12 protein-coding genes are annotated in these 18,002 nt (G+C 60.5%); 5 read left to right on the plus strand and 7 right to left on the minus strand.

The genetic code is table 11. The features are described from left to right. Positions 1 to 97 precede the first annotated feature (97 nt). The 5 genes from PLJ71_01310 to PLJ71_01330 form a co-directional block, all read right to left on the minus strand. Positions 98 to 1,159 (minus strand): hypothetical protein, encoded by a 1,062-nt coding sequence (locus PLJ71_01310; GenBank protein ID HQM47289.1) that lies wholly within the window; start codon positions 1,157 to 1,159, stop codon positions 98 to 100. 3 nt (positions 1,160 to 1,162) lie between these two features. Next, the gene (locus PLJ71_01315; protein ID HQM47290.1) at positions 1,163 to 2,023 is read right to left on the minus strand and encodes a hypothetical protein; all 861 of its coding nucleotides are present in this window, start codon (positions 2,021 to 2,023) and stop codon (positions 1,163 to 1,165) included. An 83-nt stretch (positions 2,024 to 2,106) separates the two neighbouring features. Continuing rightward, on the minus strand, positions 2,107 to 2,835 hold the full coding sequence (locus tag PLJ71_01320; protein ID HQM47291.1) for a DUF1080 domain-containing protein: 729 nt from the start codon (positions 2,833 to 2,835) through the stop codon (positions 2,107 to 2,109). A gap of 35 nt (positions 2,836 to 2,870) precedes the next feature. Continuing rightward, positions 2,871 to 4,166, minus strand: coding sequence for a Gfo/Idh/MocA family oxidoreductase (locus PLJ71_01325; protein HQM47292.1), 1,296 nt, complete (start codon positions 4,164 to 4,166; stop codon positions 2,871 to 2,873). Positions 4,167 to 4,360: 194 nt separating this feature from the next. Further along, entirely contained in the window at positions 4,361 to 6,190 is a 1,830-nt protein-coding gene (locus PLJ71_01330) for a sigma 54-interacting transcriptional regulator (GenBank protein ID HQM47293.1), read from the minus strand. Between the two features lie 274 nt (positions 6,191 to 6,464). Here PLJ71_01330 and PLJ71_01335 point away from each other — a divergent pair, with 274 nt between their 5' ends. The 4 genes from PLJ71_01335 to PLJ71_01350 all read left to right on the plus strand — a co-directional run bounded on the left by PLJ71_01335 (position 6,465) and on the right by PLJ71_01350 (position 12,728). Next, the gene (locus PLJ71_01335) at positions 6,465 to 8,576 is read left to right on the plus strand and encodes a serine/threonine-protein kinase (GenBank protein ID HQM47294.1); all 2,112 of its coding nucleotides are present in this window, start codon (positions 6,465 to 6,467) and stop codon (positions 8,574 to 8,576) included. After that, positions 8,542 to 11,295, plus strand: a complete 2,754-nt coding sequence (locus PLJ71_01340; GenBank protein ID HQM47295.1) for a hypothetical protein — start codon at positions 8,542 to 8,544, stop codon at positions 11,293 to 11,295. Before PLJ71_01335 ends, PLJ71_01340 begins: the two co-directional genes overlap by 35 nt. A gap of 213 nt (positions 11,296 to 11,508) precedes the next feature. After that, positions 11,509 to 12,498, plus strand: a complete 990-nt coding sequence (locus tag PLJ71_01345; GenBank protein HQM47296.1) for a DUF4838 domain-containing protein — start codon at positions 11,509 to 11,511, stop codon at positions 12,496 to 12,498. A gap of 62 nt (positions 12,499 to 12,560) precedes the next feature. Next, complete coding sequence (locus PLJ71_01350; GenBank protein HQM47297.1) at positions 12,561 to 12,728, plus strand: hypothetical protein; 168 nt, start codon at positions 12,561 to 12,563, stop codon at positions 12,726 to 12,728. Between the two features lie 114 nt (positions 12,729 to 12,842). Here the strand turns inward: PLJ71_01350 and PLJ71_01355 are convergent, their stop codons facing one another. After that, positions 12,843 to 14,657, minus strand: coding sequence for a glycoside hydrolase family 127 protein (locus tag PLJ71_01355; protein HQM47298.1), 1,815 nt, complete (start codon positions 14,655 to 14,657; stop codon positions 12,843 to 12,845). A gap of 196 nt (positions 14,658 to 14,853) precedes the next feature. Continuing rightward, positions 14,854 to 16,281, minus strand: a complete 1,428-nt coding sequence (locus tag PLJ71_01360) for a sulfatase-like hydrolase/transferase (protein HQM47299.1) — start codon at positions 16,279 to 16,281, stop codon at positions 14,854 to 14,856. 210 nt (positions 16,282 to 16,491) lie between these two features. On the opposite strand from PLJ71_01360, the gene PLJ71_01365 reads away from it, so the two are divergent. Then, on the plus strand, positions 16,492 to 18,002 hold a 1,511-nt coding region (locus PLJ71_01365; GenBank protein ID HQM47300.1), incomplete at its 3' end, for a right-handed parallel beta-helix repeat-containing protein.

Raw genomic sequence — 18,002 nt, forward strand, 5'->3', positions numbered from 1 at the left:
CCTTCCCGATGCAGCGTACGGCCTCGTGATGGACGGTGCCGGGGCCAAGGACGCCCGGCGGGACAAGCCGCGCGGTTCGGATTCGCAACTCCTTGGGTCAGTCCCGATGGTTTTTCTGGCGGTCGGGCACGCGGTGGGAAAGAAGCCAGCGGGGACGTTTGATGAAGGGGCCGTTTTCGAAGGTCTGTTCGATTTGACCGGTCTGTTCGAGGTGGTCAAAGCAGCTTCGCATACAGCCGCGCGACCCCTCGATGCCGTAACTGCCGTCTCCCCCCCATTCTTTGATGCGGGCGTGTCCCTCTACGATGTACCCGGAGGGATCCTCTTCCGTGGGCCGCCATTTCCCGAGCGAAAACGGCCAGCAGAGCTTGTAGGCGGCTTCTTCGGAGACCTCCTGTTTCCGCACGTCGAATTCGTAACCTGGGAACATCTTGTGGATGAACGGGGAGACGCGCGGGTCGCCTCCATGGTAGCAGAGAGTGCAACGCCCCATGTGAACGCCGGCCCACTCATAGGTCTTGTCTTCAATCCGGATGGATACGGTTTTGCCGCCGGTCTTGTGCGGGATGGCATCGGGGCATCCCTGGACGCACGCCATGCAGCGGTCGCAGATGGATTGTGGTTCGACGAGGGGATCGGGTTCGAGTTCAGCGTCGGTAATGATGGCCGCGAGCCGGACCCGCGGCCCGAATCTGCGGGTGAGGAAGACTTTCGACCAGCCGATCTCGCCAAGTCCGGCCGCAATACCGGCGATTCGGACCGCGAGATGCACGTCGGGCGCGACAGCCCCGGGACGAACCGGCGCGACAGGTGGTTGCGACTCGGGAACGCCGGGGTAGTACGGCACGGCCTCCCATCCGTGGTCCTCGATGAAACAGGCGGCCTCATAGACGCCTTTAGGGATGAAGAAACTGTTCAGCAGGCCGTGGTAGCCGAAGTAGGTGTAGTTGGGCCAGTAAGTGCCCTCTTCAATGCCCCGCCAGTTGCCGCGCAGGATGCGCCGGGCCACGACGATGACCGATTTCGCGCTGGGCATGATCGCTGACGGGTGCATGCGTTCGGGTGCGCCGTCGAACCGCTCAATGTTGGCAACGCCGGCGAGGTCGAGGCCCTGTTTCAGCGCGAAGTCTTTAACGTCCCGTGCCGTGAGTGCCGCCATGAGTCAATTCTCCACGATGCGGGCAGTGCCGGTCTTGTCGATGCGCCATGCGGGGCGCTGGCGGAAGGGCTGCTCGAACGCGTTGCCCGCCAATCCGGCTTCTTCGAGGTGATGTACGCAGGTGCGCGTGCACAACGCGGCGGTGCGGTCCGGGTTGCCACTGGGGTGGATGCGGTTCGGAAACGCGCCGTTCCTGCAGGCGCGGCAGACGTCCCAGTTTATGTGCGCCGTCTTCATGACCATGCCGCAGACGACGCGCTCGTCTGCCTGTGCGGAATCCATGGCGTCCAGAGGACAGGCTTGGATGCATTCGCCGCACTCGTCGCAGACAACGCTCCCGCAGAGCGGGTCAGGGTCGAGGACGGCGTCGGTCAGGATGAGCTGGAGGCATTGGCGCGGACCGAAGCGCGGAGTCATGAGCGCGCCGCTCAGCCCGAACCGGCCGAGTCCTGCGCGCACGGCGGCCTCATCGAAATCGAGCGTGACATTGGGAGCGGGGGCATCGGGCCGGACCGGGACTCCCATGGGCGGCACCTGCGCGGGAAGATAAGGGAGGGGGACGGCTTCCCAACGGTGGTCCTCGAGATACTGGGCAACGCTGACCGTGGTCAGAGCGAGGAACCGGTCCGGCACCCAGTTGTGCGCATACTGTGCGTAGATAGCGAACTGTGTGCCTTCTTCGATGCCGCGCAGGCAGCCCCGCGCTATGCGTTTGCCGAGAACGATGACCGAGTGCGTCTCCGGGAAGATCGAGCAGGGATGATGTTCGGCCGAAATCCCATCAAACCTGTCAATCGGGGCGATGCCGATGAGGTCGGCGCCGACTTTGTGCGCGGCCGACTTGAGTTCTTCCGTAAATGTCATTCCGATTCTCCTCTACAGGGCGAAACGGCGGGCGGCGTGCCGGGGCAACGCGAACGTCCGCACGTGCGATTGAGCCATCCCGCTTACCGCAGCGCCGCCCCGTCCGTGCGCTGGCCCGTGAACGGCACGGGCTGAGTGTTGGCGCGATCGAGATCGATGATGCGGATGTTGCGCCAGCGGATTTCTTTGGTTTCGTCGTCTTTCGAAGCGTGCACCTGGAGCGCGATAAACCCGCGCTGGGTCATGAAATCGTCGAGATCGGCGACGGGGACGCCGTTAACCCAGGTCTTGATGTTCTCCCCGCGGGCTTCGATGCGGAAATGGTTCCATTCATTCTGCTTGAACGCTTTTCGGGCTTCTTCTTTTCCTTCGAGGTTAAAGAGCCATCCCCGGCGCGCTTCGTCGTAGATGCCGCCGGTCCACGCGCGATCAGAGGGATCAATCTCGACCTGATAGCCGTGCACGCGGCCGTTCTTAAACCATTCGAAGCTGTTGCTGCGAATTTGCACGCCGGAATTCATGCCCGGGTCGACTTTGAACTCGAGTTCGAGGATGAAATCTCCGTAGTGACGTTCGGTGCAGAGGAACGTGTTGTCGGTCCCCGAGACGCGCTTACCGTTTACGTTCGTGCCGGGAACGGTGGTTCCGACAATGGCGCCGTCCTCGACGCGGTAGGGAGCCGTGCCGCCGCGCTTGATGAAGCCGTTGAGCGTTGCGCCGTCGAAAAGGGTTATCCAAGGGCCGTCTTCCTGGGCGTTTGAGAACGGCGCGGCACACAGGAGGGCGAGAATTGCGAGTGTTGCGTGTTTCATCGTATGCAGCCTTTCACAGATGCTCATGAGTCGAGTTACAGGGCCCATGGTTCACGCATGGACGGTTTGACCATGCCGTTGGCATCGGCATTGCCGGGAAATTCCTCTTTCTCAGGGTCCCAGCGGAGTTGTTCGCTTCCCAAAACCATGGCGATATTGCCCAGGTTGCAGATGCTTGACGAACGATGGCCGACCTCGGCGTTGCATATGGGTTGTTCGCGGGTCCGCATGCAGTCCAGGAAGTTGCCCACGTGGTCGCTGCTTTCGTAGAGGCGGACATCGCCCTCTCCGATGGGTTTCTCGAGGATATCGTCGGGAACCGCCCGGATTTCTTTGCGATCGACGCAGATGGTGCCTTCGGAGCCTTCGAAGTAGATGCCGAAGCGGCCGGTGCGGCACGTCAAGCGCACGCCGTTCTCGTAAAGGCACTCGAAGTATACCTTCGTGGCAGTGGTGAACAGCCCGGACTGGGGGAACTCGCCGTTGCCGGAGATTTCGATGGGCCCGGAAGCGTCCATGTCGAGGGCCCATTGGGCGATATCGAGGTTATGCGCGCCGAAGTTGGTGACCTGTCCGCCGGAGTAATCGAGAATGAAGCGGAACGTGTAGTGGCAGCGTTGCTCATGGTACTCGGCCCATGGCGCGGGGCCGAGCCACATGTTGTAGTCGAAGCCTTCGGGCACGGGCTGCGGCTGCCAGGCAGGTTCGCAGGTTCTGTTGTTGGCCGGGATGCCCACGTTGATGGTGTGAAGCTGGCCGATGCGGCCGTTGTGCACGAGTTCGCATGCCCGGCGGAACCGCGCGTCGGAACGCTGCTGGCTGCCGGTCTGGAGGATGCGTCCTTCCTTGGCAACCGTGTCGCTCAATACCCGGCCTTCGTAGATCGAGTAGGCCAGAGGTTTCTCGACGTAGGCATCCTTGCCATTTCGCACCGCATCAAGCGCGGTGAGGACGTGCCAGTGGTCCGGCGTGGCTATCAGTACGGCGTCAATGTCGTCCCGGCGGGTGATTTCACGAAAATCGTCGTATCCGGCGCAGTCCGAGTTGCCGTAGTGGCGGTTGACCGACTCGACAACGGGCTTGAGATGGGCCTTGTCGACGTCGCAGACCGCCAACACCTGGACCGTGTCGCGCCTGAGGAAGTCCTTCACGACGTCGACGCCGCGCCCGCCCGCGCCAATCAGGCCGAGGGTGATGCGGTTGCTCGGGGCATTGTTGCCGGAGGCTGCCAAGACGGTCGATGGCACGACCGCGGGAAACGCAGCCGCCGCACTTGCCGCCGCGGCGCTTTTGAGGAAGGTTCGTCGGTCTACACGCGGTTTGGAAGACATGCGGCATACTCCTGCAAAGTTTGTCGAATCTGAATGGCTTCACTGTAGCAGATTTCGGGACGATATCGAAATTGGAATGCCTTCACATCTTCGCAAGGGTCGAAAAACCGGCAAAGCGGCAGAGCCGGAGCGGACCCGCGCAGGTTTGAGGGGTGGAAACGTGAAAACCTGCTCAGAGGCGCCAGGAAAGAAGTCTAACCGGCGTTATTCAATTCATATAGCCGGAGCTTCTCGTACAGGGTGCTGCGCGAGATGCCTAACGCTTTCGCGGCCTTTGAAACATTGCCCCCGTACCTGGTCATGGTATGTGCGATGTGCTTCTTCTCGATATCAGCCAGGCTGGCGGCATCCTGCCCTTCCTCCCGGCGCCGCGGCCCGGATAGGTTATCAAGAGCATCTTCCGCCCGGATGGTGTCGCCTTGGGCAATACTCACTGCCCGCAATATGCAGTTGCGCAACTCGCGGACATTGCCGGTCCAATTCTGAGTCTGCAGAATCTCCATCGCCTCAGGCGCCACCGCCCTGACGGGGCGTTTCGCCTGCTGCTTCGCCAATTCGAAAAAGTGCTGCGCCAGTTCGGGGATATCCTCAACCCGCTCGCGAAGGGGCGGCAACGAGATCTCAAATCCGTTAAGACGGTGAAACAGGTCCTCGCGAAAGGCGCCTTGCTGCGCGGCGGCACGAAGATCACGGTTCGTGGCGGAAACCACCCGCACGTCCACCCTCGAATCCTGATCGGCCCCCGGCCGGCGGTACGTGCCGTATTCGATCGACCGGAGGATACGCGCCTGGTTGGAAAGACTGAGGTCGCCCACCTCGTCAAGGAAAATAATGCCTCCATGCGCTTCCGCCAGAAACCCCCGCGACGAACGGTCCGCGCCCGTGAACGCTCCGCGTTCGTAACCGAACATGAAGCTCTCGAACAATTCGTGGGGAATGGCCGCGCAATTGACCGTGACAAAGGGCCCCCGTTTTCGCGACGATTGCTGGTGGATAAGCCGCGCCGCAAGTTCTTTTCCGGTGCCGGTCTCCCCCGTGATAAGGACGCTCAACTCGGACTTCGCCGCGAGTCCAATGCGCTGGCGCACCTGGCGCATGGATTTGCTGTTTCCCACAAGAGATAGGCTTTCGCCCGCCCGTGCGCGCAGATACTCATTATCACGGCGCAACTGCTCCATGTCTTCCACGGTCCAGAAAACCGGACCAAGCGACTGGCCCAGCAAGACCAGAAGACGGAGATCGTCTTCCACAAACACGCCATGCGGGACCCCGGTAAGTAGTACCAGCGCTCCTACAATCGTGCCGCCTGCGATCACCGGCGTGATAAGCGTGAAGGATACCCCTGTCTCATCTCCGGTCTTCTGCGGGTTGACGCTGAGAAATCCCCGCTTTTCGCGGAGCGCGATGTGAACGCTTTCCGAGGGAAGGATTTCCGCGTTCGTCACCTCCTCATCGAGCACAAAAAGCCCTTGTTGCTCATCACTTGATAGAATCCACAACGCAAGCGGACGAAAACGCTCCTTAAGCGCTCGTTTGAGCAGCGTAGTGAACTCTTCCCGGTTGCGGCACCGGGCAAGCCTCGTCACGATCTGCTGAAGCGCCAACAGATCCTGAATTGTCCGGGGGCTTTCCTGTTCCGCGTCCACGCTCCCGTCGGCTCCCAGGAAAATGGGGCGTCTCAGGTCGATGGACTTGGTGTCCGAGGGCGGCTCGTTCTTCTTCCTCGCATCCGTCTCTGGGTGGGACTGCACCAGAAGAAACCGTTCTCCGCCGATGGTCACCTCGTCCCCTGTCTCAAGAACGCCTGTTCGCATGGGGAGTCCGTTGACAAGCAGCGGATTGCGGCATCCCAAGTCTTCGAGACGAATCTGTCCGCCCGCAAGAAGGAACCGGCAGTGCCTTCTCGAAACAATGGGATCGTCCAGCACGATGTCGTTGCCTTCCTCGCGGCCAAGAGTAAGGCCCCTTTCACCCAGTATCCAGCAGGCCCCCTTCGTGCGTCCCCCAATCGACACCAATTGCATTACGCGTCTCGCTCCTAACGGCTGGCAGCCGGTTCCAGCGGGTGTGCCTCGGGCACATAAGAGCTTGCACCCGGACATATTTCAGTTACTGGAATAACTCTGGCACGTGTTATAATACCACAGGGCCGGATGGACGAGAGCACAAAACGGTCTTTTCTATGAGAACCCAGTCTTAATCTCGAGTCTGAACCTGGTCCCGCGAGGAGAAAGGGCGTGTCCGTGTCGAGGTCGCATTCTCTCGACCCTATGAAGCAGGACGCGGAACGTATGTAATATGAACACCCTCGAACCTGGTTCCCTGTTCGGGAAGTACCGAATTCACAATATGATCGGGCGAGGTGGGATGGGTGTAGTCTATGTTGCCGAAGACACCAGCCTCGGAAGGCGCGTAGCTCTCAAGGTATTGAGCCCCGACCTCGTGTCGAGCAGTGCTTTCGAAGAACGGTTTCGGCGTGAGGCACGTATCGTCGCAAGCCTTAACCACCCCAACATCGTCCAGATACATTCCCTCGACAACATCGACGGAAGGCTGGTTATCGACATGACCTACGTCGAGGGGGGCTCTCTCGCTGATGCGGAAGCGATGCGGCGCGCCACACTCAGCCAGTCGCTCCAATCGGTGGGGGACGCGCTCGCCGGGTTGGCCAGCTGCCACCAGGTAGGCATCATTCATCGGGATGTGAAGCCCAGCAACATTTTACTTGGCCGGGAAGGCATTGCTCTCCTGTCGGACTTCGGCCTCTCGAAGTGCCTCGCCGCCCACCACGAAGCCGCCGTGAGCAGCATGGCTTCGTCGTGCCTCTTTCTGGGCACCCCCCGCTATGCGCCCCCCGAATCCTGGGAAGGTAAGGAACCCACCCCGTCGTGGGACGTCTATTCCGCCGGGGCGGTCATTTATGAAGCCGCCAGCGGCCACGCGCCCCACGAAGCCAATTCGCCGCTGGAGTTGATCCGCAGCATTTACGAGAACGCTGTGCCGCCGCTATCGGACATCAATGAAGCCATCACGCCGGCCCTGAGCAAAGCGGTGGCGCAAATGCTGGCCCAGAATCCAAACGACCGGCCCCAAAACGCCAGCGCAGCGCTCAAGTTGCTGTCGGAATGCCCTGAATTCGCGGAGAAGAAATCGGCGAGGCTCTCGACCATTGTTCAAGTAAAATGGCCGCCAAAGAGGGCCCCCTTCCGTTTGCGTCTCGCGAAGATGAAGCGTCCTCTGGTCATTCTCGCCGCGGCCGCGTTTATCCTCGCGATAGCCAGTCTACTCCCCTTGAAGAGCTGGTTCTCCTCCCTTCCCGGCGAGGGTGCGCGTCCCCGCGCTGCATCAGACCACTATGTGTTCAACACGACAGACACTCTGACCAGCGAGCGCTGGGCGGAACACTGGCTCATGATTCGCGGCGGGGAACAGCAAACGTGGCAGGTTCTCGCCAGCAAAGGAACCGATCTTATCTACCTTCAGGCCTCCCCCAACGATGAATCATTTGATTTTCTGGGGCATTGGGCCCACTACACAGACAAGACGGCCCGGGCATTTCGTCACGGCACTGTCCAAGGCGCCGGAAAATGGGTGCGTGAGAATGAACTCATGACTGCTGTACTGCAATTCGAGTGCGCACTCGATGGTTCTCGATGGCAGGGCGCGTTTCTTCTGGATAGAACCGTTTCCGACGAGCCCCCCGGCCAATTCATGGCCGCTCTCGAGTCGACCGGCCTGTTCACTCGACTGGTGTATTGCGAATTGATCCCCCGAAATCTGGATTGGGCGGAAGAGGTCGAGAACCTGTTTATCGCGAAGGATATTCCCAAGGTCACGGTGCCGTTCCTCGCGGGGTCCGATGCCCCCATGCAGATCGACGGGCAAGCAACGGAAACGATATGGCGGCAAGCAGCAGCGAACGCTGGTCCGGAGTCTGGAGTGCTCAACGCGCAGTCCGAGGGCAGTGGCGCCACGCTGACTGTCTGCCGGGACAAGAACCAGTTGTATTTCTATCTCGCTTCGCCAACCCCACTGGATAATCCTGCATTGACCCTTCGATTGTTGACGCAATGTGACGCGCAGCCCAATCAGATCATCTCGTGGAAACTCGTCGTGGACCAAAGCAACGCCATTCAGTTGCATAAGGTGGCGGGAGACAAGGAGTATCCTCAGAACAGCCATGCAGTGGCGGTGTCATCTGGCGAAGCCAAGGGGCACCGGGTCGAGATGGCAATGCCTTTCACCGATTTGGAACTTGAAGAGGGCCCTCTCCCGGATACTCGCTGGCGGTTGTCTGGCGCGTTTGCAGACGCGCAAGTTGAGCCTGTCAAGGCGGCGGTTTATTGGGGACGCGCCGCAGGAGCATCGCCTGTACATGGCGCGATCCTCTTATTCGGACCTTCGGAGTAGCCAGCCCCCGGTGCGGCAGTTGGCCCCGGCCGTGTGGCCCGGCGGATGGCCGGGTATGCTTCTGTGTTTCGTGATCGTCTGGGGGCAGCACGCAAGCGGACAAGACACAGGGTCTCTGAATCCATCCTCTTATCCCGATCAATTGATCGTTCTCGAAAACTCGCTTTACTTCGTAGCCGACGACGGTATCCACGGACGCGAGATCTGGCGCTACACACCCGAGGATGACCTGAACAAGGCCGCCGAATGCTCGCTCGTCACCGACTTGATGCCTGGTCAGGGAAGTTCCAACCCTGAAAGATTCCTTGCGGCCGGTAACTGTCTCTATTTCTCGGCCGTCGGACCCCGCATAGATCGCTGGCCCTGGGTGTTGCGCAAGAACGAAACCCAACCTGCGGCAGTCACAGAAGCAACAGACACCTTTCTGGTCGACCCACAGTTTATGGACCAGGATGCCCGCAATGTGTACATGGCAGCCGCGACCAGCGCCACTTCCCGGTTTCTCTATCGTATTCCCCGCGGCAGCGCAACCGCCGAACGTGTAGCCGAATTTGGCCCCAACAGGCTATCGGAAGCCCAGCGAACCACTATCGGACCCGACGGCTCCTTTTACTACTATTTGGGAGGGCATCTCATCCGCCTTTCGGAAGGGCAACTCGTTGATCTGGCCGATTTTGGCGGCGCCACAGATCTCTTCCTGAGCGGGGCCATAGCGCCCCTGCGCGACTGTATTATCTTGGTGGGGTTCGATGACGGCCACGGCCGCGAGGTGTGGCGCTCAGATGGCACGCGGGAAAGCACCCGGCTGATGAAGGACATCGCGGACGGTCCCGGCTCGTCGCGAATAACAAGTTTCACGTTGTGGCGGGATGAACTCTACTTTGGCGCCGATGATGGCCGCTGCGGCAAAGAACTCTGGAAAACCGATGGCACCACCGAAGGCACCAAGCTGCTCAGAGACCATCTTGAGGGGCCTTCACACGGCGATCCCCATTATTTCGCCGCGGCAGAGAACTGGCTATTCTACCTCGCCCACGACGAGAACCACGGAAAGGAGCTGTGGCGAACCGACGGAAGTCCCGAGAACACCGTCTTGGTCGCGGACCTCAAACCCGGTCCCTTGGGCAGCGACCCTTGGCAGCTCACGCCGTTCAATGGGTTGCTTTTCTTTTGCGCGGACAGCGCCGAGTACGGGGAAGAAATCTTCGTGAGTGACGGCAACGCCGACGGCACTCACATCCTGAAAGACATCGTTCCGGGAGAAGGCGATTCCGGCCCTGATAACCTTGCCGTATTGGGCAACCGACTCTTCTTCACATGCGACGACGGCATACACGGCGAAGAACTGTGGGTTACTGACGGCACTGCCGAAGGCACCCGGTTAGCCGCGGATATCTATCCCATCCGGATGAATCCGTCTTCGTCGCCGCACAACCTTGTAGCTGTCGGCGAGCGTGTCTTTTTCACCGTTTACCACCAGATGACGGGCGAAGAACTATGGGTGAGCGACGGCACTTCTGACGGTACGCGTCTGGTGCGCGACATTGCGCCTGGCCCGCTGGACAGTGCTCCGTCAAGCCTGACCGTGTCGGGAAACCGGGTTTTCTTCGCAGCCCGCACTCAAACGAATGGTTGTGAGCTCTGGTTCTCCGACGGCACCCTCGATGGCACGCAGCTTGCCTGCGACATCAACGAGGGTCCCGAAGGAAGCAATCCACGGTGTCTTTGTCCCGACGGCGAGTCGCTCCTCCTCGTAGCCGACGACGGCAAGAGCGGGGAAGCCTTGTGGCGGTATTCTCTGGCCACATCATCCGCAAACGGCCCGGCACATCCTGGGGAAGCCGGTGCGCAGATAGCCGATGTCTTTCGTTTGTTCAACAACGTTTACGCCTATGTTATTGATAAAAATGGGCATGCGAACCTCTGCCGCATCGAGGACAACCCTGACGGCCTCGCGCTCATCGTCCAGAATGACGCTGTATCGGCCTTGAACATTCCCGAGGAAATAAGCGTGGCGGCAACGCCCGTGTCCGGCGCAGTGCCGCCAGAACTCTCTGAAGCCGGTCTCGTCGGGCTCGTCCATCCCCTCGGAGCTCAAGAGACCGATCGCACAACTCTTCCGTTGGGAGAAGTGCTCCTGTGCGTTCTCGACGTCCCCGGCCATGGCGCGGAACTCTTCAGCGTTCGCTGCGATCCGCGGTCACTGCAGTTGGTGAGAGACATCTTCCCCGGCCCTGCAAGCTCGAGTCCGGCCAGTCTCTGTGAGGCTGGCGGATTGGCCTATTTCACGGCGGAACATCCCACGGAAGGGCGCATCCTCTGGAAAAGCGATGGTAAGGCTGAGGGCACCGGTGTTGTTATGGGCCAAGTTGAACTGATACTCTCCTTCACGATACCCGCATATGAAGTTGCCGCCCTCGACGACACGCTCGTCGTCGTCTCCGAGGCGGGCCGGTCTTCTCCGCGCGAACACAAAGACATTGAATTGCGTTTCATCCCTCTAGCCGAGGCAATAGAGGAAGACAGGATTTTCAGCATCTGCGTGGGCAAACAAGGCTCGTGGCCACGGCAATTGACAAGGGCTGGCAACCATATCTTCTTCACTGCAAATGATGGCATCCACGGCGAGGAACTCTGGATAACCGACGGCACCCAAGAAGGGACCCGCCTCGTGAAAGACATCCTGACTCCAGGCGACCTCTCGCCTCTCACCCCGTAACCGGGAAACGGCCCCGAAGCAGGGCGGCGGCTTTTCTTGTCACCCGAAGCCGTGAAGGTCACGAACGTTGATAGTTCGACAATCCCCGCGTTGCGAGGCCCGGGCGTCTCAAGCGCATATCTCCACTCAGTCTCTTCAAACAAGCGGGAATAGTTGCCGGAACACGCCATTCGGCAGCTATACTATTCCCACAACCAGGAAAGGGGAAGCGCCATGACCGAATCCATCCAGGACGATCCCCAGCCGGGTGCGCAGCCCTTCTTCAAGACCCGGGGCGTCGTCATCACTCCTCAGGATCTGACCCTGGGCAACTGGCCGGAACGCGCCAAGCGCGCGGGATTGACGACCATAGCCCTGCACCCCTTCCCAAAGCGGTTGATCGAGTTCGTCGAGTCTAATGACGGGCAGGAGTTCCTGGATACGTGTCGCGAGCTGGGTCTCCGCGTCGAATACGAGTTGCATGCCATGGCCGAGCTGCTGCCGCGCCACCTCTTCGATAAGGACCCCTCGCTATTCCGCATGACCGATGAGGGCGAGCGAAGCCCCGACGCAAACGTATGCGTGCACTCGGCCGCCGCTCTGGAAACCGTTGCCGCGAACGCCGCGCGGGTTGGAAACCTTCTCAGACCAACTACCGGCCGTTATTACTTCTGGGGCGATGATGGCAAACCATGGTGCCGCTGTCCCAAGTGCCGGGAGCTGTCGGACAGCGATCAGGCGCTTCTCCTCGAGAATGCGGTTGTTGAGGCTCTCGAAGCGTTCGATGAGCGCGCCCAACTGGCCCATCTCGCGTATGTAAATACGCTGGCGCCGCCGGCCACAGTCAAGCCTGGCCCGCGCGTCTTCCTCGAGTTCGCGCCCATTCGGCGGAGATTTGACAAGCCTCTCGATGCTCCCGGCGTCGATGAAAATGAGAAACTCCTTGACTTGCTGGACGCAAACCTCGCGGTCTTTCCGGCCGAGACGGCCCAGGCGCTGGAATACTGGCTGGACTGCTCGCTCTTTTCACAGTGGAAGGAGCCCCACGTGAAATTGCCATGGTCCCAGCAGGTTTTGGAAGCGGACCTGGGCGTCTACGGCTCGAGGGGCATCCGGCATATCACCACATTCGCGGTGTATCTCGATGAACACTACCTCAAGACCTATGGCGAACCGCCCATCGACTCATATGGTCAGGCACTCGCCGCCTACCAGCCGGGGTAAGCAGTCACACATATGTAGCGTCGCCAACCAACGCGATTCCCAGGTATAGAAGTGGAGCCGCCATGACAAGACACACGAATCCACTTACCCGGCCCAGACCAAGCCGGGCCGACAACTGCGTCACGCTGCCGGTCACACCCTCTGGCATCCTTCGGGCTGACATCAAAGAGGCCCTGGGATGGGAACGCCAACCCAACGATCTCGTGGGTTCTATCATACTCTGCAAATGAGTCGCGGGGTTTGCCGTTGTTCGTCGAAGCAGGCCCATGTCCTTCAGATAGAGTGCGGCCCATTTTTATCGCATGTGTTGCGGCTAACCCTCCGCGATCTTTGCCCAACAGGAGCTATCTTCCGGCGGCCAACAACTCGTCGTCAACGAAGCGCGCGTCTTCAGGATTCGGCGCCACAAAATAGGCGCCCTCGATGCCCGGGTCGGGAAACTCCGTCAAGGTCACTTTGCGCGACGCCGGACCCGGGTACCATTGTCCCGGATCCCACACTTCCACCGTGCATGCCAGCCCGCCGGGGTGCACGGAATCGTCTGCAAAGGGGCCCTCAAGCGTGTCCGGGTTCATAGTGAGCAGCCGCGGCTGGCTCTCTCCCATCCCCTCGTTATAGGCCTTGTTGAGCCCAAACACGAGCGGCCCGTACATGACCGCCACCCGCCCAACCTGCGACCTGCGCCCCTTTACCAGACGCAGCGCCATCGGCAACGACAGTGCCACCTCATCTCCGTTCTTCCAGGTACGTTCGACGGTGCACACGGTTCCCGGCGCGCAATCCGCACCGGCCGGCTCGCCGTTCACCTTCACCGACGCATTCGCGCACCAGCGGGGAACCCGAAATCCCAATGCGAACGCGTTTTCCCCCTCAAGCGAAACGCGTACCCGCACGGTTCCTTCCGACGGATACGCCGTGTCCTGCGTCAGCCTGACCGTCGTGCCGTCTTTCAGCGCCGTCTCGACCGTGGATGGCGTATAGAGATTCACAAGCAGCCCTTTACCAGTCCGGTACACGACATATTTCGGCAAATCCCCTATCCCCCGGCGGTAGTTGTTGGGACAGCAATAGGTGTCCTTGTCGAAGAATACCCGCGGCGCTTCGAACGGCGTGTAATAGCGCAGAAGACGCCCGTCGGGCGACTGCGCGCCGAACAGCGTGTTGTGAATCGTGCGTTCCATCAGATCTCCGTACAGGGACTCGCCGCTCTGGCGCATGAGCTCATCGTAGAACTTCAGCATGTATGCCGACGCGCAGGTCTCGCCCAGATTGTTCAATCCTGCCTGAGTATCGTGCCAGCATTCGTGATCTCCGACCGCGCCTGAAATGGTCAATCCCTCGCCCGCGAGCAAGAAGTGCATAACGCCTTCGCTCATTTCGTGCAACGCCGGACGCGTCCTCTCCGGGTCGAGCCGGAGTTGGAGCAGACATTTGTCGATATACGCATAGACATGCCCGTCGATGGGCCACCACCGTCCTTTTACGATTGGTTTCCGCCACTCGCCAATCTTCAGCGTATCAATGCAGAAGTCGCGGTACCGCGCGTCGCCTGACTGCTCGGACAAATACATCAGCGCGTCTCCAAGCCCTGTCGGGCCCATGTCAACGTTGAGATCTCCCTCGAAGCAGCCCGGCGGCGGATTGTCCGTCAACTTGCCCACGAGGTAATCCGCTAACCGTTGCGCCGCGCCCAGCGATTCTCTGTTTCCGAACAGGGCATAGTCACTGGTGAGCCCCAACACGAGGTACGACATCTCGTGAACGTCCCAGAGCCTGGCAATGCGCGCCTCGGGCTTCATCAGACCGATGTAACCGTCGTCTTCCTGCGTCGCGATGGTTGCCGCGACAACGTGCTCCTTCCGTGCAATCGCGGCCGGATTGCCCGTATGGAACGCCAGCCGCGTCAGACCGTCAATGAACATGCCCAGTCCGATGAACCCGTCTGTCTGGTTACGCTCCTGGAACGGTTTGATGAAGTCGTTGTCGACATCCACCGCCAGCAGATTATTCTCCACGGTGACGTCAATACGACGCCCCATTTCCCCGCCGATGTCGATCGCGTCCAGCTCGATGTGCTCCAATTCGTAAGCCATCGCCGAAAACATTACCATCACCAGCCCTCCAGTCAGGCAGGTTCCTGCCAGAATTCCCCTGTGCATAGACGCCTCCAATTCGGTCCCTTGCGCTCACAGCCCATTCATCAGAAACTCGACCGCTCGAAGGATAGCAGACCGCGCGTCACGCCGCCACGCCGAAGTCCCCGTCACGGCGCCAAACGGCCATAAGAGAACGCGCTCCCAGGAAGACCACCGGGACGCGCCTCGACATTGCGCGGCCCCCAAACGAAGGGCCGTCTTATCCCCCCGCGAATTGACCGCCCATTTCCTTCTCGAGCGCCCGCAGCTTCGCCTTCATCTGCTCAAGCCGCCTTGCATACCGCTCGTTCCCGCATAGGTCGTGCGCCTCCAAGGGATCCTTCCTGAGATTGAACAGCAGATATTTCTCAAGCTTGGGGTACCAAATCAGCTTGAAGTTGCCGGCGGTAACCATCCGCTGAAGGTCCATGTATGCCCCGTAGATGGCGTCATAGCTTTCTTTCCGGCGGCCGTCGATGAGCGGCATCAAGCTCCTGAAGCGCACGTGCTCGGGAACCTTGCATTCCGCCAACTCCAGCGTTGTCGGCATGATGTCCTGGAGATATACCCCCGCATGAATGCGCTTATCTTTCTGAATGCCCGGCCCGCAGACGATGAGCGGCACGCGAACGCTGTGGTCGTACATGTTCTGCTTGCCCAACAGCCCGTGATGCCCAAGCGCAAGGCCGTTGTCCGCTGCAAAGAAGATATAGGTGTTGCCCGTCTTGCCCGTCTTCTCGAGAGCATCCAGGATGCGCCCGACCTGCGCGTCCATATGCGTGATGATCGCATAGTACTCCCGCCGGTGAACCTTTACGGCGAGCTCGGTTCGCGGGAAAGGCGCCAGTTTTTCGTCCCGAAGCGATTCCCCGCATCCAATCGCATCCTTATATGGATACTCGGGCATATAATTCCCCGGCAGAGCGATCTTTTCCGGCGGATACATGTCGACGTATTCCTTGGGCGACTGCCGCGGATCATGCGGCGCGTTGAACGCCAGGTACATGAAGAACGGGGCGTCACTCCCGGCGGCCTGTTCAAGAAACGCGACACCGTCGTCGGCCAGAACTTCGCTCCAATGCCTGCCGCCCTTCCAATAGCCCTCGAACTCAGGGTCGTAAGGACTCCACCCATCCGGCTGCCCCTCGATGGGCCGTCCATAACCCTCGTCGGTCTGATTCGGCATGCCCGGACGCTCACTCATCACATGGTCGAATACCGCGGCCGGCTTGGTCGCGACGTGCCACTTGCCACTGAAATACGTGTCGTACCCCGCCGCTTTCAAGTACTGCGGCCACAAACGTCCCGCCGCCGCTTCGCCGTCGAGTTTGGCTTCGAGCTCTTTCGCTTCCCACAAGAACCGGCCCGTGTTGAGCATGGTCCGGCTTGCCACGCACACCGCCCCCTGCCAGGCGCCCATGTTGTACGCGTGGGTAAAGGTCACGCCACCACGCACCAGCCGGTTCAGGTTCGGCGTGTGGATTTCGCCGCAACCCAGCGCGTTGACGGCCTCGTAGGTAAAGTCGTCCGCGAAAATGAACAGCATGTTGGGCGGGCTCTGAGCCTGTTCTTCGGCAAACCCGAGGCGATTCAAGGCAACGGCCGCAGCCCCCATTCCCATGGCGCGCAAGAAATCCCGCCGTCGCATTAGAAACCCCCCTTCCGCCCCCGATGATAGAGAAACGCGCCCCGCGATGCCAGAAACAGGCGAAAGGACGAACGCAGGCGAGCGGCGGCCCTTCTGGGGTCGCCGGGCGCCAGCCCGCCGTTCTTTGCGGCTGCGGTGCAAGAACGCAGGGGATGGTATGATAGCCCCACGACTTGGTTCCGGCACCCATCAAACGAAGGGCTCTTGGCCATGGGAACAATTCTCGTCATAACGAGCGTATTCGTCTGCCTGTCCGGTTACGCCGCCGTCATAGAAGTCGACGGCACGAACGGCGCCGCAATCGCCAAGGCCATCGAGATCTCCTCTCCCGGCGACACGGTATCCATCCCCGAAGGCATATATCTCGTCGACAGGGCTCTGGCACCAAAATCCGGTGTACGCGTCATCGGCGCGGGCCAGGACAAAACCATGCTTCGGTTCACGGGCGAACAGCCCGCCGTCTTCATGGGGTTGAGCGGCGTCAAGGACGTCGAAATTGCCCACATGACGCTGGACGGCGCCGATAACCCCAACGCAACTCAAGGGATCTCAGGTAGCAACTCGAAACGGCTCAATATCCACCACGTAACCGTTCGCAACCTGGTCAAAGGTGCGGGATTCGGTCCACACGGCATTCTTTTTGCCGGGATCAACCCCACGCGGGAGAACGGCGTCACCGAAAGCGCAATCGCCGATTGCCGGTTCGAGAATATCGGCGTCGAAGCCGGTTTCGCGGGCGCCATCCGCCTTTCCTGGGGCTCATCCAACAACAGGATCCTGCGGTGCACAATCGAAAACACCGGACGAGGCGGCATCTTCACGGACAACGGCTCCACGGACAACATCATCCAATACAACACGGTCAACGGTTCGGGAGGCGAGGGGCTCGGAATCGAGGTGTGGGGCGGCTCCGACCGGTCCCTCATCGAACACAACACCATCGACCATTGGCTCAGCATCGGCGGCTGCAGCAATTGCGCCGCACGGCACAACACCATCAGCGACCACTCGGGCGCCTACAAGTTCTGCGGCATCGAAGCCATCGGCTCATACATCATCGTCACCGACAACACCGTCGACGGAGGCGCCAAGATCGGACTATCCCTGTCCTCCCCCCATGTCATGAACTATTTCCTGTGGGCGCGCAATACCGTTCGCGAATGCAACCAATGGGGTTCGCAGCTCCAGGGCGAGGCCGGCGGCATTGCCTGGCATTACTTCTACGACTGCACCTTCGAAAACATGCCCGTGGGCGTCGGGCCCGTTTGGTATCCAGGCGATGAAGGCTATGGATTCCGCGTCCTCGGGAATTGCCGCAACATCACCTTCGAAAACTGCGTTTTTCGCAACAACGCCCGCCTCGGACTGCAACTCCTCGGACCGAACGTCGACGCACTGTACTTCCTCAATTGCACCATCAGCGGCAACAGCCGCGCCGCGGTATCCGGCCCTTCCGGTTACACCGCGCTCGAGTTTGAGAACTGTGCCGTCTCCGGCAACGGAAGCGATGCCCTGCCCGAAAGGAAATCCTTCGCAACCGCACGTCCGGCCGCATCCTTCACCGCCCCCCGGGAAGCCCGCTCGGGCGAGACAGTCGCCCTGCAAAACACTTCAAGCCCCTCGGGACCGCCTCTCGCCGCTGCTCTGTGGGACCTCGGTGCAGGCCTCCCCGTCTTCCACGACCTCGCCGCAAAGGAAGCCGGCGAGAACGCCGCCCCTGA

This window comes from Candidatus Hydrogenedentota bacterium (genome assembly GCA_035416745.1).
Taxonomy (GTDB): Bacteria; Hydrogenedentota; Hydrogenedentia; order Hydrogenedentales; family SLHB01; genus UBA2224.